General features: G+C 66.9%; 12 protein-coding genes. 6 read left to right on the forward strand and 6 right to left on the reverse strand.

What is annotated here, in order from left to right; all coding sequences use genetic code 11:
- The first annotated feature begins 116 nt into the window (after positions 1 to 116).
- Both KA712_03625 and KA712_03630 read left to right on the forward strand, forming a co-directional pair.
- Positions 117 to 1304, forward strand: a complete 1188-nt coding sequence (locus tag KA712_03625; GenBank protein MCG5052029.1) for a glycosyltransferase — start codon at positions 117 to 119, stop codon at positions 1302 to 1304.
- A 156-nt stretch (positions 1305 to 1460) separates the two neighbouring features.
- Positions 1461 to 2918 carry a glycosyltransferase gene (locus KA712_03630; GenBank protein MCG5052030.1) on the forward strand — a complete coding sequence of 486 codons (1458 nt, stop codon included), beginning with the start codon at positions 1461 to 1463 and terminating at the stop codon, positions 2916 to 2918.
- On the opposite strand, the gene KA712_03635 is transcribed toward KA712_03630, so the two are convergent.
- Positions 2858 to 5383, reverse strand: a complete 2526-nt coding sequence (locus KA712_03635; GenBank protein MCG5052031.1) for an MMPL family transporter — start codon at positions 5381 to 5383, stop codon at positions 2858 to 2860. The genes KA712_03630 and KA712_03635 overlap by 61 nt on opposite strands.
- A 135-nt stretch (positions 5384 to 5518) precedes the next feature.
- Here KA712_03635 and KA712_03640 point away from each other — a divergent pair, with 135 nt between their 5' ends.
- A complete protein-coding gene (locus KA712_03640) occupies positions 5519 to 6463 on the forward strand; it encodes a hypothetical protein (GenBank protein MCG5052032.1) in 945 nt (314 codons plus the stop codon).
- A 26-nt stretch (positions 6464 to 6489) separates the two neighbouring features.
- On the opposite strand, the gene KA712_03645 is transcribed toward KA712_03640, so the two are convergent.
- Entirely contained in the window at positions 6490 to 7338 is an 849-nt protein-coding gene (locus KA712_03645; GenBank protein ID MCG5052033.1) for a DUF3108 domain-containing protein, read from the reverse strand.
- A gap of 151 nt (positions 7339 to 7489) precedes the next feature.
- Here KA712_03645 and KA712_03650 point away from each other — a divergent pair, with 151 nt between their 5' ends.
- The gene (locus KA712_03650; GenBank protein MCG5052034.1) at positions 7490 to 10297 is read left to right on the forward strand and encodes a sulfatase-like hydrolase/transferase; all 2808 of its coding nucleotides are present in this window, start codon (positions 7490 to 7492) and stop codon (positions 10295 to 10297) included.
- Between the two features lie 18 nt (positions 10298 to 10315).
- Positions 10316 to 10873, forward strand: a complete 558-nt coding sequence (locus KA712_03655) for a YaeQ family protein (protein MCG5052035.1) — start codon at positions 10316 to 10318, stop codon at positions 10871 to 10873.
- Between the two features lie 10 nt (positions 10874 to 10883).
- Here the strand turns inward: KA712_03655 and KA712_03660 are convergent, their stop codons facing one another.
- Positions 10884 to 11657, reverse strand: coding sequence for a hypothetical protein (locus tag KA712_03660; protein ID MCG5052036.1), 774 nt, complete (start codon positions 11655 to 11657; stop codon positions 10884 to 10886).
- Positions 11658 to 11740: 83 nt separating this feature from the next.
- On the opposite strand from KA712_03660, the gene KA712_03665 reads away from it, so the two are divergent.
- The gene (locus KA712_03665; protein MCG5052037.1) at positions 11741 to 14971 is read left to right on the forward strand and encodes a TonB-dependent receptor; all 3231 of its coding nucleotides are present in this window, start codon (positions 11741 to 11743) and stop codon (positions 14969 to 14971) included.
- A gap of 62 nt (positions 14972 to 15033) precedes the next feature.
- Here the strand turns inward: KA712_03665 and KA712_03670 are convergent, their stop codons facing one another.
- The 3 genes from KA712_03670 to KA712_03680 form a co-directional block, all read right to left on the reverse strand.
- The gene (locus KA712_03670; GenBank protein MCG5052038.1) at positions 15034 to 16767 is read right to left on the reverse strand and encodes a hypothetical protein; all 1734 of its coding nucleotides are present in this window, start codon (positions 16765 to 16767) and stop codon (positions 15034 to 15036) included.
- Between the two features lie 78 nt (positions 16768 to 16845).
- A complete protein-coding gene (locus tag KA712_03675) occupies positions 16846 to 17958 on the reverse strand; it encodes a hypothetical protein (protein MCG5052039.1) in 1113 nt (370 codons plus the stop codon).
- A gap of 24 nt (positions 17959 to 17982) precedes the next feature.
- Positions 17983 to 20856, reverse strand: a complete 2874-nt coding sequence (locus tag KA712_03680) for a DUF4215 domain-containing protein (protein MCG5052040.1) — start codon at positions 20854 to 20856, stop codon at positions 17983 to 17985.
- Between the last annotated feature and the right edge of the window lie 15 nt (positions 20857 to 20871).

Consider the following 20871-nt stretch of genomic DNA (forward strand, 5'->3'; position numbering starts at 1 on the left):
GGCGCCCGTGCAACATGGGCGTGACGGCCTCGCTTCGTGCGCTTGCCAACGCGTCACAAACGGGCCGAAATTGTGACGGTCACATCGTCGTGGCCTGGTAGGTGAGTGCGTGCCTCATGCGCTCCAACACTTCCCTCACGGTCGTCGACGTCTCGAGTTTCTTCTCGACGTCGTGTGGTGGCATCAAGCGGTATTATCAGGAGAAGGCCCGGCATCTGCCGGCCCTGGGTGTGACGTGCCACTTCGTGGTGCCGGGTGAGTCCGATCGCGACGAGCCCTTCTTTGGAGGTTGGCTGCATCACGTGGCGGGACCGTTGCAGCCAGGCAACGCGGCTTACCGCCGCTTTAGCTTCAGCTCGCGGCTGCCCCAGCTTTTGCGCTCACTTGCGCCCGATGTCGTGGAGGTGGGCAGCCACTATCTTCTGCCGACGATGGTGCGCCGGGCGTTTGCGGCCTCGCCCCGCAGGCCGCGGCTGGTGGGGTTCTTTCACAGCCATCCCGAGCAGATCGTGCAAAACGTGACGGCACACTTGCCAAGGCGTCTCGGCACCGGGTGGCTCGGGCGTCGTGCGTGGTCGTTCTTTGCGCGCCAACACAAGTCTTACGCGTCGACCTTCGTGGCGTCGCGGCACATCGAAGCGCAGCTCGTGTCGCGACGGGTGCCCGGGGTGCTGCGGGTGGGGCTGGGCGTCGACGTACAAACCTTCCGCCCGCGCCCAAAAGCCGAAGGGAGCCCCAATGTGATCTACGCGGGGCGCTTCACGATCGACAAGGAGCTGCCGTTGCTGCTCGCGGCCTTCGATCAGGTCCACACGCGCACGGGGGCGGGCTTGACCCTCGTGGGAGATGGGCCGTTGAAGGGGCGGGTTCGCCAGCACGCGGCGTCGCGGCCGTGGATGCGGGTGCTCGACTATGTCGCCTCCGTGGACGACATGGCGCGCTTGTTGAGCGAGAGCACCGCCGTGGTCGTGCCCAGCCAGACGGAGACCTTCTCCTTTACCACCGCGGAGGCTTTGGCCAGTGGCGTGCCCGTGGTGGGGGCCGATCGCGGGGCGGTGCGCGAGCTCGTGGAAGACAGCGGGGGGGGCGTGCTCTTCAAGGCGGGGGAGGCGCGCGGCTTGGCGCACGCCCTCGAGGGGCTGCTGGCAGCGCCCGCCGGGGCGCGGACCGCGATGGGGGCCGCAGGGCGTGCCCACATCGTCAAGGACTTCACGTGGCCGGCGGTGTGTGAGCGCCTGCGAGCGGCCTATGACGATGTGATTCACCCAGGTTCGAGCCCTGCCGGGGCCTCTGCTGCCCCCTGAGGGTGCTTTGTGGGCCGCGTGCGCGCAGCTCCCGTCACAAACCTGCAGAGCTGCCACGGAGTCGTGGCCCATTCGTCAAAAATGCCGCGTTTCTTGTCGCAAAAAGGCGACCTCGCCCACCGTGTTCAGCCTGTAATTGAGGGGGAGAGATCTTCCATGGTGTCGTTGCCCTTACGAAACGAAAGCACTTTGGCGCTCGCCTCCCCGGCGGCGCCCGGTTGGCCCCATCACATCGGCATCTTGAATGACTATGTGCGCATCCCGTATGCGAACGGGTCGTCGTTTGCATCGCAGCGCCTTTACCGGGAGTTCCGTCGGCGTGGGCATACGGTGACGGTGCTTGGCCCGCGTGACCCCGCGGCTGGGCCAGGTGATCTGCCCGCCCGCAGCTTGATGCTGCCCAGCCTTCCGCTCGAGAATCATCCGGGCGTCTATCTGCCCATGCCTTCGAGGGCCTCGCTCAAGGCCGCCCGACAGCAACACTTCGACCTACTTCTCTGTCAGACCGGCTCGGCCTTCACGGAGCTGGCCGTGTGGCTGCGCAAGACGGAGCGTGTGCCGTTTTTGTGCGTGAACACGATCCACCTCCCCAGCGTTTACAACGTGGTGTTGCCCGATGGTTGGCATGACGTGCCTCGGGTGCGCGCGCTTTTCGAGCGTTTCGTGATCCCGCGGCTCGAGCGGCAGGCCGCACGGATCTACAACCGCAGTGATGGGCTCATCGTGCTGTCGCGGGGGCTCGAGATGTACTGGCGTGCCCGCGGGGTGACTGCGCCCATCTTCGTGATTCCCCGCAGCGTCGATGTGGACATGTTTGCCGAGCGGGGCCAGTCGGATCCCTTCGACCCCCGCGCCACCCCGGGCGGGCGCCTGCTGGTGTTGTGTCGCCACACGCGCGAAAAGGGGCTGGCGCGGCTCCTTCAGATCTTCGCCACGGAGATCGCGCCGCACAGTCCCGACGCCACCTTGACCCTGGTAGGTGACGGACCCGATCACGATGCCTTCAAGGCGTTGGCCAAGTCACTGAAGATCGATGATCGCACGTTTTTCCCCGGCGAGTGCAGCGCGGCCTCTGCGCCGGCCTACTACCGACATGCGGATCTCTTCGTGTACACGTCCTTGTCGGAGACCTACGGTCAGGTGGTGAGTGAAGCCGCCTTCTGTGGGCTTCCGGCGGTGGCCCTGGCAGACGACATGGGCGTCAGCCACCAGATCGAACACGAGCGGACGGGTATTCTCATCACGCCCACGCCCGAGCCCGCCGCCGATCGCGCGTTCGGAGAGGCCGTGTGTCACCTGCTCGCGAACCCCTTGCGCCGCCGCGCCTTTGCGGAAAGCGCCCGTCGCAGCGCCTTCGATCGTTGTGGCCCTGCCCAGGCGGTCGAACGGCACTACGCGGCCTTCGAGGCAGCCCGCAGCCACTGTCAGGCGCAGGAAACGCGCGACGAGCCTCTGGGGACGTGGCGAGCCCTGTCACGCTGGGCGGGGCTTCATGCCCTCGCGTACCTGACCGGGCTCCTGCGGGCGCCCGCGGTGGTGAACCGTCACAAGCGTCAAGCGCCGCCCTGGGACGAGGGGATCGAGGGGGCGCTTGGGCCCCTGTGCGCACCCTGAGCGGAGGGTACGAGCCGGAGCAGGGCGGGCAAGAACACGAGGTTGGCCACGAGCGCACTGCCGAGCGCCATGAGGGCCAAGGAGCCCAAAGAAGCGATGCCGGGGTTCTCGGCCGCGATCAGGCTTCCGAAGGCTGCCAAGGTGGTCAGCGTGGAGCCTGCGATCGCGAAGGCCGCCGTATGCCGGGCCGTGCGCGGCCCTTCGGCAGGCAACCACACGAGGTAGATGGCGCCGTCCACGCCGAGGCCGAAGGCGAGGGGCAGCACGATGAGGTTGTAGAGGTTCACCTTCACCCCAAAGGCGACGGCGATCCCCAAGGTGAGCACCATGGCCATCGCGAGAGGCGTGAGCACGAGCAACGTGCGCCGCAGCGAGCGCCCCATGAGCCATGTGCCCAGCGCAAGGCCCGCAAACGCCAGGCCCAAGATGAGGGGGGTGTCCGCGGCGAGCCCAGGAACCACCTCGCCCACCTGCGCAGCCGGTGAGGCAAAGACAACGTGAGGAAAGGCCTGGCGCCAGCGCGCCATCTGCGAGGCCAGCCGCTGCATCTGGCGGGCGTCCGCGCCGCTGAGGTCGGTGTAGATGATGCCAAGCGAGCCCACCTGTCCGTTCCGTTCGACCAGCCAGTCCGCCACCCAGGGAGGCGCTTGCTCCACGGAAAAGGGCTGGTTTACGGCCACAAGGGGCGCCCATGTCGTCGTGAAGGCGCGTTGCTGCTCATCGCTCATGAACGGCACGGCCTCCTCGAGCGCAACACGTAGCCGCGCCAGCGCTGCGAGGCGGGCGCTTTGGTCGCGGGGAATGAAGCTCTCCGCCGTCACGAGCCAGGGCTCATCGGGGTTCGCCACCCCTTCGGGGCCCTGGGCCCGCAGCCGCTCCGCCACGGAGCGCATCTCGTCCCGGGAGCGCGCCAGCACGAACACCGGCACACGGGTGGTGCCGTGAAGGGCCTTGCCCCAGGGCAGGCCGTGGCTGACGCGGGAGGGGCGCAAGCGACGAAAGTCGTACTCGAACCCGATGCGCGTGGCCGCAAGACCCCCGGCGATCGTCACGACGAGGGCCACGGCCACCACGATGCGGGCGCGGCGTTTCGTGCCCCGCACGCACGCGTCGAGCCAGCTGAAGACCCCGAGCCCCCGCAGGCGAAAGCGAAGAGGGCGTTCGGACCACACCCGATCCGTGGCGAAGACGAGCGGGGGCATGACCACCAGGAAGGCGGTCATGGAGATCACCACACCAAGCCCCGCCATGAGGCCCATCTGCGAAAAGCCACGGAAGCGTGCGGCGCTCAGGGCGGCGAATCCACACGCCGTCGTGGCGGTGGCGGTGACCATGGCGTTGCCCACGTGCACGAGCGTTTCGGTCAGGGCCGAAGCCAGGGGCTCGCCGCCCGCGCGGCGCTGGCTGTAATGAATGAAGAGGTGGATGCCGTAATCGATCCCCAGCCCCGCCAGCAGGGACAGCCCAAAGGCGCTGAGCAGGTTGAGCTGCGGATGCACAAGGCCGATGAGCCCCAGCGTCCACGCGATGCCTGCCACCAACGGCACGAGCAGCAACCACAGAATCCTCAACGAGCGAAACTGCACCAACATCAGCAGCACGATGAGCCCCGCGCCCAGCAAGGTGGTGCGGCGGAGATCGTTCGACACGATCTGTTTTTCCATCGGGGCGTTGCGATAGGGGCCGCTCACCTCCAAACGAAGGCCGGAGGGCGCGTGGGGCGGCCTCAGCTTGGCGAACAGCGCCTCGGCCCGCTGGCTCATCGCCGTGGCGAAGCCCAGGTTGTCCGGATCCCCTCGCAGCGACGCTTCCACCGCGCACACCTGCCCATCGGGTGAACAGAGCGTGCCGGCCGGCGGCTTGCTCGTGCCGGTCGGTGCCGCATCCGCGGACGGGGCGGTGCTGTCCGCCCCCAAAAGGCCCAGCATCGCCTTGACGTTCGCGTCGTCGCGGAACGCCGCCCGTACCTCGGCCGCATCGGGCAAGGGCGGGCGCGTGTCGAGCGTGACACACATGGGGTTGGCTTCGCAGCGTTCCCACGTCAGCCGTTCCTGCACGCGCGTGGCGAAGCCATCGAGGGTCTCGGGCGGAAGAAAGAGCAAGCGCCGCTCGAGAAAGAAGCGGGGATCGCGTTTGGCCACGGCCCATCGTGTCTCGGGCCAGGCACGCAGTTCCTCGGCGAGGCGTTCGGCCAGGCGCATGTTGAGCGCGGGATCGCTCGAGGCGACCACGAGATACAGTGAGGCCGTGCTGCGCACCCGCTGTTTGAGCGTGGCGATCGCTTCCTGTGAAGGGCTCTCTGCCGGCAATAGTGCGGTGAGCGACGGATCGATGACGATGCGCCGGGCCGAAAAGACCCCTGCCGCGACCAGCACGCTCCACAGTGCCAAGAAGGCGAGGGGGCGGCGCTGCGCGCTTTTGACGTAGGCGGTTGCGAGGCGGCGCCAGGAAAATCGAAAGGTCACGGGCGGCAAGAGCAGCGCACCTGCAGGGCAGGGTCAACGGCGTACTGGAAACTCTTTCGTGGCAATTGTGACGAGTTCGCAGCACTCGTGAGGCCACGGCGCACGGTGCACGTTCGCGTGCCAGGATGCGCGCGCATGATTCCCGCAACGGCCCACTTCGTCTGGCTGGGATCCTGGTTTCCTTGGTTCAACGTGCTGGCCATCCGCTCCGCGCTCGAGCGGGGGGGCTTTTCGCGCGTGGTGTTGCACCACGATGAGGCGCTCGCGGCGTCGGCCTTGGGCCCCCTGCTTGCGGACCCGCGGGTGCACTTTCGTCCCATCGATCTCGAGGCGCTGTGTGCCGGGGCGGGCGTGGCCCCGGCGCCCTTCGCCGCGCTCATGTCCGAGCTCACCGCGCCGAGCGCGCGATCGAACGTGCTGCGTTGCCTGGCCCTGGCGGCCGAGGGGGGCGTTTACCTCGACACCGACACCGTGACCGTCAAGAGCCTCGACGATCTGCGCGCGTCCGGCGGCGCGTTCTGCGGACAGGAGCGTGTGGCGCGGCCGCTTCGCTGGATACAGAAGCGTCGCGCGGCCGACCAGCTGAAGTCGTGGGCCCTTCTGGGTTTGCGGCAAGCTTTTCGCCTGTGGCCGCGCGGCTACTTGCATTTTCGCATGGTCGAAGGGCTCTATCCTCTGGCGGTGAACAACGCTGTATTGGGCTGCGCCGCTCGTCACCCGTTCATGCTGGAGCTGCTCGCGCGCATGGTGAAGGTGCCACCCGCGCGACGGCGCGTGCGTTTTGCGCTGGGCACTCATCTGCTGCAGCGGCATGTGGCCGACTACGCGGGCGCCGGTCTCGTGGTGTATCCGCCAGAGTACTTTTACCCGTTGGCCCCCGAGATCGCCGACCACTGGTTTCGGCATCACGCGCGCCACGACCTCGATCAGGTGTTGTCGCCGCAAACACGGATCGTGCATTGGTACGGTTCGACCCACCGGCGGCGTACCATGGTGAGGTTGGCCCCGGACTATGTATTGGCGAACGCGCGCCGCCAAATGTTGAGCCAGCTGGCCGCGCCCTTCGTGACCGAAGCCTGAGCGCAGCCCTGCGCGCATGATCCCCGTCAGTGAAGCGCCACCGCAGGCCCGTCAGCGGCCAGCTCGACGCGCAGCTCGCCAAGCGGTGCGTTCGTGACCAGTGCCAGCGGCGTGTGTTCCGCGTTGTCCGACAGCCACAGCGTGATCGTGCGCGGCTTGCGCAGCGTCGAAGGGCGTCCCTGCCAGTCGATGGGTGCTGCCGCGAGCTCGTAGCGCAGGGCCGTGCGGGGGCCCGTGGCCAGCTTGATCGTCTCGGCCCGTGGGGGCGCAGCCGTCACGCTCCACAGCGCGCGGCCATCGAGCACCGGGGCGGTCCAGGGCTCCCGTTGGGGGCCGCGGGTGCGCAGCGCCAGCAGATATCCAAAGGGGTCGTACGTCGCCGCGCCCGCGTTCAGCGTGGCCCAGCTCTCGGGTTTTTTGCTGTGCAGGCGGTGCGTGCTCACCACGCCCGGGGCGCTTTGTGCGGCGTCGTCGCGGATCACGGCGCTGCCGGTGTCCCGTTCGACGGTCCACGCCCGCGCCAGCGCCGTCTGCGGATCGAAGGACAGCGAGAACTTGCTGCGGGTGCCAAAGCCCAGGAACGAGCCCGAGCCGAACCCCTCACCTGCCCACAGCGGCGCAGGGGACGTCTCTGCCTTGACGAGCAGCGTGACTTCACCCACCTGTCCAGCCAGGGAGTGGCGAATCTGGAAGTGGAGGCGTTCGGGGAAGCGCAGCATCGGGGGCCCTTCGCTTAGTGTGGCGACCGGGGGGGCGTCAACCGAGGCCGGCGCAAGGCGTGGCGTGGTGGTGGCGCAGGCGGCGAGCATCGCCGCGGCCGCGCCGGGACCCAGAAGCGCGTAGAGGCCGCTTCGCTGACGAGAGAGACGTGCCATGAGTGTTGGACACCCAGAGTGCCCCCGCGATTCAGCCTTGCACAGGAAAAGCAGGAGCACCCCGGGCCGGGGGGCCGCGCGCGCGGCTCCGAGCCGCGCAAGTGGCTGCTTCTCCTGGTCAATTCGTGGCGCTCCTGGTAGCTCTTCGCTCATGTCGAACCGCCCGTCCCTCGCCTCCGCCGTGCTTTCGGGCCTGGGCGCGGGTGCCGTGGTGGGTCTGGCCGACGGGGTGCGGGTGGCGCTGGGGGCAGGGCTTTCCCCCGCGGGCTTCGGGCGTACGGTGGCTTTGGCGCTGGCCGTGGACGCGATCGGGGGCGGCACGCTCGGGCTCGTGTGTTCGGTGTGGGGCTGGGTGCGGGTCTGGGGCCAGGCCGGATCCCCGGGGCCTGTCGCCCGTGTGGGGGGCGCGGCCGCGGCGGGCGCCCTTGCCGCCGGCCTGGGTGTGGCCACGCTGCTTGCCACGGCGACGCGGGTCAACCGCTTTTTGGCTGCGGGCCTCGTGGTGCTGGCGCTGGGGCTTGGCTTTGCGCTGGCGGCCGCTTTTGGGCCTGCGCTCGCCAGGGCCTTTTCGCGGGGCGCGCCCCAAGCCGACGACAGCGATCGGCCCGCCGGGCTTTCGGTCCTCGGGCGCTGGCTTTTCGGTCCTTTGGCCTTGGGTCTCGTGTCGGGGGCTGCCTTTGTGATCGTGTGGCGCACGCGCGCGCCGCTGCGGGGCGCGGCCTTGCTCGAGCGGGGCGCCTGGGTGGCGCTGCTTGGCTTGGGCGGGCCCTGGTTCGTCGCCCGCGCGGCCCGGGCGGGCGCGCACGTCCGCGTGGGGGTCGCGGGCGCACGCGGGGTGAAGGTCGCGGTGCCGGGGCTCTGCCTGGCCGCCGCGGCGGGGCTGGGGGCGCTGCGCTGGGAGCGTGATCTGCAGTTCCTGCCCTGGGCCGACCTGATCGTGGCCGCCCTCATCGCTGCCGTGGGGGTGGGCCTGCATCGTGCGGGGGCCTTTCGATCCCTGCGGCGGGCGGGAATGTACGCGGCCGTGGGACTCGGCCTGTGTGTGCCGCTCGCGCTTGCCAGCGCAGGCTCCGAGGTCGCACGCAAGGTGCTTTCGGCGCGGGGCGGCCTGGTGGGGCCTGCGCTCACCTACGGCAGCCGCGCGCTCGACGCCGATCGTGATGGCTATGCCCGCCTGCTCGGCGGCGGCGACTGCAACGACGCCGAGCCCGAGATCAACCCCGGCGCCCTCGACTGGCCCGATGATGGCGTGGATCAGGATTGCGACGGCCACGACGCGGTCTTTGCCCCCCTCACGTCACCGCCGTTTCATGCCGTGCCCCAAACGGTGCCCCGGGACGCGAACATCCTGCTGGTCGCCATCGACACCTTGCGCGCCGATCGCCTCGGGGCCTATGGCTACCCTCGCAACACCTCTGCCCACCTCGACCGCCTGGCCCAAGAGGGGGTGGTGTTCGAGAACGGATGGGCGCATGCGCCTTCCACCCGTTATTCGATGCCGGCGCTCTTCACGGGGCGCTGGCCAAGCGCCCTCAGCTGGCAGGACTGCAACGCGTGTCGCAGCTGGTGGCCGCGTCTGGCGCCTTCCGTGCGCACGCTGGGGCAGGCCCTCAAAGACGCGGGGCTCGTGACGGGCAGCCTGTGGGCGTACAGCTATTTCGATGCGGACGAACGCCGGGGCTTCGAGCGGGGCATCGACGTCTACGACACGCGGCGGGCCGCTTTGCATACCAACGTGGCGGGGCCCGCCGAGTCGGTGGGCTCTTCGGCCCGCGAGATCACCGATGATGCTCTTGGCTTCATCGAAGCGCACAAAGACCAACGGTTCTTTCTTTCGGTTCACTACTACGACCCCCACCTCTCCTACGAACGACACCCGGGCGCGCCCGATTTTGGCGCTGCGCCCGCGGATCTCTACGATCGCGAGGTGTGGTTCACCGACCAGCAGCTCGGGCGGCTCTTCGAGGGGCTCGTGCGTGAGGGCTTGTGGGAGCGCACCATCGTGGTGGTCACGGGAGATCACGGCGAAGGCTTCGGCGAACGCGGCGTGGTCGCGCACGGCTACCACCTTTACCCGCCCCAAACGAAGGTGCCCTTCATCGTGCGGGTTCCGGGGCTGCCCCCGCGGCGGGTGGCCACGCCCGTGAGCCACGTCGATGTGGCACCCACCCTGGTCAATCTGCTGGGAGCGCCCCACGAAGAGAGCTTCCTGGGCCGCTCGTTCGTGGATCTGCTCGCCGGCACGCCGCGCCCCGAGGTGCCGATTGCGCCCGTGTTCCAGGAGGTGTCGTACGAAGGCGACAACAAAAAACGCGGCATCGTCACCGAGACCCATCAGCTGGTGTGGAACTGGACGCCTCACAACACCACAGAGTGTTACGACCTGGCCCAGCCGAACGGTCCCGATCTGTGGGGCACGCCTGCCGGTGCCGACGTGTGCCCGGCCCTCAAGGCGCGTTTGCGACAGTGGATGGCCTGGCTCGCGGTGCCGCCCGACGCCCAAGCCCAGATCGCCAAAGGGGTGTTCGTCGAAGGCCGAAAGCCCCCCCCGCCCACCTTGCCCGTGCACGCGACCTTGGGGGCGGTGGTGCGCTTCAAAGGCGTGGATCTGTCGAACACCACGGTGGCACGCGGCGAGTCTTTCGAGGTGGCCTATCACTTCGAGGTGCTGGGCAAGATTCCCGAAGGTTGGAAGCTGTTTTTCCATCTCAACGGTCCGTCCGGTGTGTTCGTCAATCTGGATCACCCACCGCTTGCGGGAGCGTTTCCCCTGGAACGGTGGCGCCAAGGCCAAACCATCGTGGATCGTCACGTTGCTGCGGTCCCCCCCCACCTGCCCCCGGGCAGCTACACGCTGTACGTGGGCCTTTGGAAGGGCTCCGAACGGATGGACGTGGTGCCCACCGCCGCGAGCGACGGCAGCAAGCGCCTGATCGTGGGCACACTCACGGTGAACTGAGTCTCGAAGGAGCCCCCCTTGTACCGCCCTGAACGCTGGGAATACCGCCTGACCTTGACCGACGTGGAGCGGGGCTTGAATGCCGACCGCACCGTGGTGGTGGGACGCCACCCGTCCGAGACCACGGAGCATCTGGCTCTGCGCGTGCTTGCGTTTTGCCTGGTGTACGAAGAAGGGCTCAGCTTCGGGCCCGGCGTGTGCGTGGGGGATGCCCCGGATCTCATGGCCAACGACCTGACCGGCCACCTCAGTCTGTGGGTGGGCTGTGGCGACGTGTCCGCCGACCTGGCGAAGAAAGTGGTGCAACACAACCGCGACGCCAAAGCGCACATCGTCTTCGATGGCGAAGAGCGCTACGCGGCGTTCACGGAGAAGGTGCGCCACTGGCCGAAGTTGCCGCGCAACTGGGGCAACCTCACGGCCTGGCTGCCCCCGCCGAGCGTGCTTGCGTACCTCAAGGAGATGGAGACCCTGCGCCAGCGCTGGATCGTGACCCTTGCGGGCGGGCACCTCTACCTCGAAGCCGACGGTGTGGTCTTGGAAGGGCCCGTGCAGTCCTGGGTGGCCCCCACCTGAAGGCCCGCGGTCAATTGGCGTCGGTGGCGCCCGCGTCGGTGGCGCCCGCATCGGTGGGAGCCCCGCCATCAGGCAGGCTCGCCTCGGTGGTGGTGAGCCGCTGCCGAAAGTAGTCCTTGTCGCTCCACTTGTCCCAGCCGAGGGTGGGCAAAGACACGCTCGAGTCCGTGCGGGAGCCAATGAGCCGGCCAAAGGCGCCATCGATCGGCAAGCTGCCCATGTCGGTGACGGAGGCAAAGCCCACGGCCTGGTTCGGATCGAAGCCCACGGCGTAGTAGTGGCCGGGTCGCAAGAGGATCTGGAGCGGGCCCGCGCTCACGTAGGCCGGGCACGCCACGGTGTCGACCTGCAAGGTAAAGAGCGTGGTGAAAGGCGCCTGCTTCGAGGGCGCTTCGGCTACCGCCAGGGTCACCCGGGTGTTGGGCAGCGTAGGGTTGAGGAAGATTTCGACGCCCGTGAGCCAGCGCGGGCGGGTGACTTCGTAGATGTTGAGCCGCGCCAGGGCGGAGGCGTTTTTGGCGGGGGCCGCGTTGGGGCCGAACTCGTCGGGCACCCCGGCGTCACTGCCCCCGTCGCGCGCGGCCAGGAGGTCGCAGACGGAGGGGGCACCGGCCTCGATCGCCGCATCAACCGCCGCATCGGGCGTCGCCTCCCCCCCGCCCTGGCAAGCGACGGCCCCAAGGGGCACGAGCGCGAGCACGAGCGCCACCGTCTGCGCCCGTGTACCCAGGGCTACGCCCAGGGCCCGAGAGCGCGTGGGGAAAGACTGTGAACGGAACGTCATGGAGTTGTTGCCCGGACGGTGAGCTGATGTGGGTAGTTTGCCGCCTGACGGGTGCCCACCGTAGTGGGGCCTTTTCACTCATCGTGACTTTTCCACATCTTCTACACCTGCTCCTCACGTCATTGGCCCTGTCCGTTGCGCCCGACGGAGGCTCCGGGCCGCCCGCGGACGGGGGGGCGGACGCCGGCGCGAACACTGAGCCCCAGCCCCCGAGGGGCGGTCTTGCCGTGCTCGTGTTTCGACAAGTCACGGGCGAGCGGAGGGTGGTCATGGAGGACGTGCAGGTCGACGTGCTCGCGCAGACCGGGCGAACCAACATGGATGGCGCCGTGCGCTTGGAGGTCCCCGCGGGGGCTTACCCTCTGCGCTTCAGCTTTGGTTCCGACACGTTCTCCCCCGGGAACCCAGACGCGCCTGTGCGAAGCCTCGAGACGCTGCCGGTGAAGGTCGTAGACGGCGAGACCACCGAGGTGATTGCCACCTTCAGCTCAGACGGCCACCTCGTCAATCTTCTGGTCGAAGTGCCAAACGCCGACGCTATGGCCGCGGCGCGGCCTGTCTCGCTCGAGGGACCCAAAGGCACCATCGAGGGGGTGGTGCGCGCGGATCAGACGGGCGCATTCGTACAAGATGCGTACATCTTCGTGCGCGGCGCTGCGCTCGAGGTCAAGACGGACGCCCAGGGACGCTTTCGCCTGAGTTTACCGCAGGGCCAGTGGTTCCTGTCTGTCGTTCACCCCCGCTACGCCACGGACGCCGCGCGCCCCGTGAGCGTCGAAGCCGAAGCGACCACCAGCCTCGAGGTCAGGTTGCTGTCTTCGGAGGTGGAGCTGGACGATTTCGTGGTGTCGACACCGCGGCTGCAAGGCGGCGTGGTGGCGGTCACGCACGAGCGGCGGGAGACCACCGAAGTGGCCGACGTGCTGGGCGCCGAGGCGATGAAGAAGGCGGGCGATAGCGACGCAGCGGGAGCCCTCAAGCGCGTGGCGGGGCTGACCGTGGTGGGCGGTAAATACGTCTACGTGCGGGGTCTCGGAGAGCGCTACTCGTCCGTGCTCTTGGACGGCAGCTTTTTGCCCAGTCCGGACCCCTCCCGCCGGGTGATCCCGCTCGATCTGTTTCCGATCGACATTCTCGAAAGCGTGGTCGTGCAAAAGACCTACTCGCCCGATCTGCCGGGGGATTTTTCGGGAGGGCTCGTGCTGCTGCGTACCCGGGGCGTGCCCGAGGCGTTTTTCTTCAACGCCTCGTTGACCCTCGGTGGAAACTCACAATCCACCTTTAGGGAAGGCCTTGGCTATCAAGGCGGGTCGCTCGATCGTTTGGGCATCGACGACGGCACGCGCGCGTGGCCACGGCTCGTGCAGGAGGCGACCAACGGCGGGCAGGACGACATCGGCCGTGTGAGCCCCGACGAGCTGAGGGACGCCGTGTGGCGGTCCTTTCCAAACGTGTGGGACGCGCGTCCCTTCACCATGGGGCCGGACTACGGCGTGGACGTCTCAGTGGGCAGCCGGCTTGCCGCCCGCGGCAGCACTGTCATCGGCTACAGGCTCTACGCGGGCTACGACACGAACACGCGCTTTAGGAACGAGCTCCGCAAGACCTTCTCCCTTCAACCGGGAGGTCTGCAGGTTCTGGACACGACGGATCTGTCGTGGACGGCGAAGAACGTGTCCCTGACGTCCATGGGCGCCTTGTCTGCCGAGTTCGGTCGTAACCACAAGATCGGCGCCTTTGCGATGATCACGCGCAGAACGCAGGACAGCGTGCTCTTCCGTGAGGTCGACAACGTGGGCGAGCAGCGCATTGAACGCTGGACGATGCTGGAGTGGCTCGAGCGCGAGATGGCCAGCGCGCAGCTTCGGGGTGAACACAAGGTGGGGGGCGAAAAGGGGCTCGGTGTGGATTGGGCGGTCGCCTACTCGCGGGCCGCGCAGGCATTGCCCGATCGGCGCGAGACGAAGTACGCCCGGCTCGAGCGCGCGCAGAACGATCCCTTTGCGCTTTCGTTCGGAACCGCCACGGGCGGGCGCCCCGCGGTGCGCAGCTACGAAGAGTTCACGGAAGACGCCTTTAGCTACGGGCTCAACCTCGTGGCGCCGCTGCGCCTGGGCTCGCAGGTCGAGGGACGGGCGAAGCTCGGGGCCTCGCGGAGCGAAGCCAAACGCGAGGTACGGATCAACCGTTACAACTACGTCATCACCAACTTTTTCGGTCTTTCACCGGACATTCTGGAGCGCACGAGCAATCCCTCGGTCGAAGCAAACCTCGTTCCCGGCGCGCTCGGACGGGGCCGCTGGGAGATCGTGGACGGGGGCCTCAACGTTGACAACTACGACGGCTTTTACGACGTGACCGGCCTTTACCTGGCGGGTGAGCTCGATCTGGGAAAGCGAGTGAAGGCGCAGGGCGGCGTGCGCTACGAGGACGCGTCGATCGAAACACAAACCTTCGGTCTCAGGGCCACTGACCAGCGAGCCGTCTCCCGGTTGTCCGATACCCCCATCCTTCCCGCCCTGACCCTCACCTGGCTCACTTCGGACAAAACGCAAGTGCGCGCGGCCTACAGCCAAACGGTGAACCGTCCGCAGCTCAAGGAGCTGTCCGAGAACATCTTCGTCAATCCGGAAACCAGGTTCGAGGAGCGCGGCAATCCGAACCTCGAGGTCGCGCGCATTCGCAACGTGGACGCCCGCTTCGAGTACTATCCTTCGGTCACGGAGACGGCGTCCGTTGCCGTGTTCTACAAAGACTTCGACAACCCCATCGAGCAGGTGATCTTGGGGGGAGGGGCAGACAGCGGCGGGGTGCGCACCTTCGCGAACGTGCCCGCCGCGTCCAACTTTGGCCTCGAGCTCGAAGGTCGGCACGACCTCGAACGATGGGCCGATTGGATGGAGGGCCTGACGGCCGTCGCCAACGTGTCCGTGATCCGGTCCGAGGTGAACCTGGGCGAAGCCATCGGCACGAACACGAGCCAAAATCGACCTTTGCAGGGCCAATCGCCGTGGGTCGTGAACGCCCAGCTCGAGTACGACGATGGCGAAGACTGGCTCTCGGCGGCGCTGTCGTTCAACGTCTTCGGCGCCCGGATCAGCGACGTGGGCAACAAAGGCCTGCCCGACATCTACGAAAAGCCCGCCCCGCTGCTCGACTTTACGAGTCGTCTCAACTTCGGAAGCCGTGGCGCCCTGAAGCTGTCGCTCCGGAACCTCATGAATCCGACGTTCCGCTTCGAGCAGGGAGAGGGCGTTCAGCGGGCCTACAAACTAGGCGTGTCCGGCTCGTTGACCTACGCACTTAGCTACTGAGCTGCGGCCGGTGGGTGGCGCCAGGCGAAACCCTGTGGTCTGCCTGGCGCTTCACCGTGTCCTCACTCGAGGACGAAGGGCATCTGGCAGTCGAAGACCGAGTTCCGAATCAGCAGATCATTGCTGGGCATCGTGGGGCTTGGCACGTGGGCGAACGTACCCAGGTCGTCAACGTCGATGCAGCCCGTCTTTGCGCGCGAAAAGACAGAGTTCCAGATCTGCACCTTCGTTCCGCGTCGGAGAAGCACGGTGCCACCGGCGAACACACCGGGCCCGGGATTGGCCGGCCCCAGGATGGTGAGGTTCGCGAGCAGAGGGAACGAGACAGGGGCACGTGCGCTGTTCGTTTCGTCGTTGTCCGCTTCGATCCCGAAGTCTCCGAAGACATCGGATTGCAGGACCACCACGTGTTGGGCACCACCGCGCCAGCCTTGTCCCCAGTCGAGGCTGTCGTCCCCGTTCGAGGTCAGAACCACGTGCCCAATGAAGTCTGCCGAGCCAAAGTGCTCGACGCCGTCGTCGAAGTTTCGATGGACTTGCACGTAGTCGGTGAGCGTGCCTGAGCCCGTGCCGAAGTAGGAGATCCCGTTGAGCTCATTGCCGTTTCCATCGACGTCGAAGCCCGCGTGACGGACGATCACGTACTTGAGAGAGCCGCTCGCATCGCTGTCGTCGTTGCCACCGTAGCTGCCCACCTGGCCCTCCGCCTCGACGTCGCAGTTCGCGTCGTTTTCAGTGACGCACTCGTTGCTCTTGGCGCGCCCCATCAGAACGAGTCCGCCCCATTCGGCGGCGTTGGTGTCGATGGGTGTGGAGGGACTGCCGTCGAAGCGGCCTTTGAGTTGATCCTCGGAGGTCATGACGATGGGGTTTTCCTTCGTGCCGTTGGCCATGATCTTCGAGCCTCGGGTGATGGCCAGAGCTTGCCCCCGAAACCCAAAGATCAAGGTGCCCGCCTCGATCTCGAGGACGGCCGTTACACGGCTGGCCGGTGGGACGACGGTTGTACGTTGGTAGCCGTTGCCGATGCGCACGGGCATGGCCGCCAAGCGGTAAACGTTGTCGTTCGTGAGCTTGATCGTCCCAGCTTGCTCGAAGGAAGTCAGCTCACAGATGTCGTAGTCGCCGGCGGCCACGAACAGCTTGGCCTCGTCGTTCGTGAGAGGGCCGAAGGTTTGTGCGAACGACTGCGCAGCCAGCGTGGTGCCCGCGGGACAGGATTTGTTGGCCACGGGGGCGGTTGCCGTTGCGAGTGCGGTGTTGGGCTCCCCCTTCGCGAAGTCCCAAACCGCGCTGTTGCCGTTGATGCCGATGGTCCAGCCGTCTGTCCACGCGGGCTTTCCTGGCTCGAAGGCACCTACGTACGCCGTGTTGGTGAAGTACGCAGGAACGGGAAAGCCATTCCACATGGCCGGTTTGGTGAAGGCAGCGCCGGTAAGGGTGCTTCCCGCGCCAGGCTGTCCCTTGTTGTCGATCCCGGACGGGCCCACCCGGTTGGCCAACGTGGGGAGCTCCAAATAGCTCTTCAATGACCAAGGATCTGCCATGGTTCCCGGGGCGCCGCCGGTTCCGCCCGAAGTGCCCCCCATGGGCGTTGGTGCAGGCCCTGTGCCTCCCACCGGGACCATCCCCATGCCTCCCGTACCGGCAGGGACGCCCCCGGTGCCTGCAGGCAGGTTGCCCGTGTTGCCGGTGCCGCCCCCGTTCGAGTCACCACCGCAGGCGACGGCCAGGACGGCGGCCGTGCCGACCCCCCCCGCCAAGACCATGAGTGTTCCAAGTTGTTTACGAATCATGTACGTCTCTCCTCGTGTTTACGAAAAAAGGCCGCCCAAAAAGCGGGCGGCCCTGGTTGCTGGTCGTGAAGGGGAAGCTCAAACGGCGGGTGCCGGCCGAGCCCCTCTGCGCCGGGCCCACAGATAAATCGTCAACGCCGCCACGGCACCGAGCAATGCCGCAAGCGCCACGAACACCTTCGGCGCCTGAAAGCGGGGAAACGCCCTCTCGAGCTCGGCGCGCATCGAAGCTTTCATTTGTGCAGACAAACCAAGCGCCTCCATGCGTCCGATGATCGCCTCGGCGCCGGCTTGATTTTTTTCGGCGAGTGCCAACGCCCAGTCGAAAGGCAAGAGGTTGGGGTCTGGAACGCCCTGGCTCCGCAGCTGCGCCACGCACCGGCCGAGCCGGGCCGCATCGTTGAGGCGTACGGCGAACCGGCACTCCAAAAATCCCACCTCGGTGGGCAAGTGCATCACGGGGGCGGGTTCGCTCGCGGCGCCTTCGAGCTTCTCGCGCACCTTCTTGAGTTGAAGAGCCTTGACCGCCTCGATGATCTCTTCGCGGCTGCGTTTTCTGGGGGGCTCGGCTTGCGCAAGGGCTTGCGCCGCCGGCGGGGCGGGCGAAGGGGCGGGCTCAGTCTTGCCGCTCAGTTTCGCTTTGAACGCCTCGAGGGAAGGCTGGGGGTTCGCCTTGAGATGCTCCTGCAGATGCGCGAGGCTGGCTTCGATGTTGTTGATGTCGCGGGGTCCGAAGCGCTTCGCCTTGAGCGTGTATTCCACGAAGCGCAGGTGATCCATGACCTTGGCGCCGGTCAGCGATACGGCCTTGCCGCAGTTTCCTGCCGCGATGTCGAAGTTTCCTAGCTTTGCGTACGCCAGACAAAGGCGGCTGAACGAGACCCAAGCCTCGGGCACGGCTGTTGCGAGCGCTTCGTAATATTTGACGGCGCCGGACCAATCCGAGGCCTTGAAGGCTCCTTCCGCGCGCGCAGCCATGTCCTGAAGGAAGTACGCGAACTCGAGGGGATCGGCGTTTCGCTCTGCCACGGACGGAATGTTCGCCTTGGGATTGTCGTCGTTCACCTTCCACTTCGAGGCGAGATCGCCAGACGCAAGTGCCGGCTGTTCCGAGGCATGCGTTGCCGGGCCGAAGCCGGCGGCAAGCGCGCCGACGAGAAAAAAGAGAGAGAGCCTAAAGGGTCTTTGCATCTTCGCTTCCTGAAGGGGTGGTTGCTACCGAGAGCCGCAGGCCGCCACGCAGCGTGCGATGGTCTCCTCGCTCTGTCCTGACATCCTGAGCTCAGTCGCGTGACCATTGCTTACATAAAGGTGGCAGTCGGCAAGGATGTTGGCCATGTACCAGGACGCCGGACGTCCCGGGGCGGGCTCGACCCTGAAGTAGTCGTCAAAGATCGCAGCGTTTGTCGGTGTCATCGCAAACTGCGATTCGTAGGCCTTTCGAGACTGTTCCGCGCATACGCCTTTGGGCACGAAGTTGGGGTCTTCGCACATCTCGTTGTCTTCCGGGGTAGGTCCGCAGTAGCAGGCTTGCGGTGAGAATCCGAGGCCGCAGCGCGAGTCCAGGAGGCAATTGAGAAGTGCGAGGCAAGGGGCATCGTTGAGACACCCAATGTCTCGCCCCAGGTCCTTCTCCAGAGGAACCCCGTTGAGCAGAGGCTTGCCGCACTCGCCTTCAACGAGACCGATGCACTCGACGCACGCGCTCACACCGATGCGTTGGCACTTATCGTCGCAAACGGTGCCGTCGGGTGGGTCGCACACCTCGCCCTCTTGAACGATGCCGTTTCCGCAGACCTTGAGCTGGCAGTCCTTGGCGCACCCGCAGGCCATGGGGTTGGCCTGCGCCTCCGCCACACTGCACACGGGGCCTGTGGAAGGCGGGTCGCACGCCTCGAAGTCGGCCGTGACCACACCGTCCCCGCACACGAACTCGCTCTTGCAGGCCGCATCGCATCCGTCGCCGGGAGTGGTGTTGCCATCGTCGCACGCTTCTCCCCTTTGGCGGATGCCGTTTCCGCAGGCCAGAAGGAGACATTGGTCGTCGCAATCGGGAGTGCTGTCGCATTCCTCGAAGGTGCAACCGAGTCCCGTGGGCGTGATGCCGTCGCTGCAGGTATTGGGAGTCCTGCCCACCATGAGTGTGGTGTTGACATCGAACGCAAGCGGCCTCTCCTGCTTGATGCCGTTGCCGCAGGCGAGGGGGGATACGCAGTCGGCAGCGCACGCCTGGCCTTGGCACGAGAGGAGCTGACCAACCGCGGCCACGACGGGAAAGCGCGTGTCAGAGCCGCCGAACCGCTGCATGATCGTGAGAGGGTCCACCGTTTCGAGGGCTTGCTCAATCTGCGCACGGCAGCTTCCGTTGGCACGTCCGGGTTCGAGGCAACCGGGGCCCGCGCTGCCGCAGTAGCAGTTCTCGAGCCGGCTTTCGCCTGCGGGTATGGATATGCTCGACGTCAAGCTCGGCCGGGTCGAGATGACCGTCTTACCGTCGCACCCGGTGCGCATGATGCACTCTCTTAGCCCCTCACACAGTGAGGCTTTCGCGCGGCCTTTGGCGGGGCCCGCGGCGGCTACGCCTTCGAGGCCCAGGCAGGCGTCCATGCGCGGGCGGCACTCGGCGATGGCGCAGTTGTCGCACGCAGTCTTGTTGCGGCAGGTTGGGGTGCACGAACCCGCAGCGGTGAAGGAGGTCGCGGCCTCGTCACAGGCCTCGCCCAACTCCCGCTTGCCGTTGCCGCAATCGAACTCTTTGCCACACACGGGACTGCAGCCGTCGCCCGAGAGCAGATTCCCATCGTCGCAGGTTTCCCCGTCGTTCAGCTGGCAGTTTCCACAGTTGGGGAAGAGCTCGGTGATGTTGGCGCCGCGCAGAGTGACATCATCCCAAGAGGCGGACGCCGATGCCCCCGCGGGAGCCACCACGCCCAATTTGATGAGCAGCGACGCTGCGGGGGACGAGGCCGCGAGGCTGGTCGTATCGATGAGGCGGCTATAGGTGAGCCATGTGTCCGGCTGAGCGCTTGGCGAGCTGGCGGCTCCTGTACTGACCGGCCTGCCCGTGCAGGTTCCGTTCGAGAAGGCCTGAAGTACGGCGAAGGCTTTGGCGCCTGCGGGCTGCCCTGCGGCGTTGCGGTAGGCGGCGCGGAACTCCAGGAAGGCTCCGGGGGAAAAAGCCACACAGCGGGCGACGCCGTCCACGCTGAACGGGGGCAAAGTGCCTGCTGTAAAGGTCACCTTGACGCTGCCGGGGCTCTTGGCTCCTGCGCTCGGGTCATGTTGCGCCTGCACCGCGGGCCCTACGCTCCAGCCCGCCAGGTTCGTGTCGAAAGTGCTGTTGGGCACGATATTCTCATCGGGCGCACCTGCGTCCGCCGCCCCCGCATCGGGCGTGACCACGCAACCCGGCAGACCGGCATCAGGCATAGTCGCGCCTGCGCGCTTGCAGGCCCCCACGCATGAGATGCCGTTGACCGGTTCGCATTCCTCTCCCAGCTCGGCGTTGAGCCTGCCGTCGCCGCAGAAGGGCTTGAGCTTGCAGGCCGCCGTGCATGTGGTGCTGGAACCGTCGGCGGCGCGGGGCCCCAGTCCAGGCTCGCATTCTTCTCCTGCGGTCGCGTCCAGGAGCCCATCGCCGCATTCCTTGCGGCAGGCGCGACAGCCGTCACCTGATGCGGTGTTGGCGTCGTCGCACTCTTCGCCCGGATCCAGCGTGCCGTTGCCGCAGGTCACGTTCAAAAGGCCGCAGGTCGCGCTGCAGACGCCGGCGGCCGGGGGATCGCACGACTCCGAGGGATCGACGATGCCGTTGCCGCAGGTCTCCACCTGGCACAGCGAGCTACATCCGTCGCCCGCCACGAGGTTGCCGTCGTCACAGGTCTCGGGAAGAGCCACGAGTCCGTCGCCGCAAATGGGCGCGGTGGGGTCGGGACAACCCGCGTCGCTACACCCGCCGTCTGGGATCTCCACTGAGACATCAACCGGGCTTTGTGCGGGGACGTTGTCGCCACAGGCGGCCAGTGCCCCCAAGGCGGCAAGCCACAAAACGTGACGCGTGCAGAAAAAGGTGTGAAGAGGGCGCTTCATGGCCAGGCTCGGATG

It is taken from the genome of Myxococcales bacterium, from assembly GCA_022184915.1.
Lineage (GTDB): Bacteria > Myxococcota_A > Polyangia > Fen-1088 > Fen-1088 > JAGTJU01.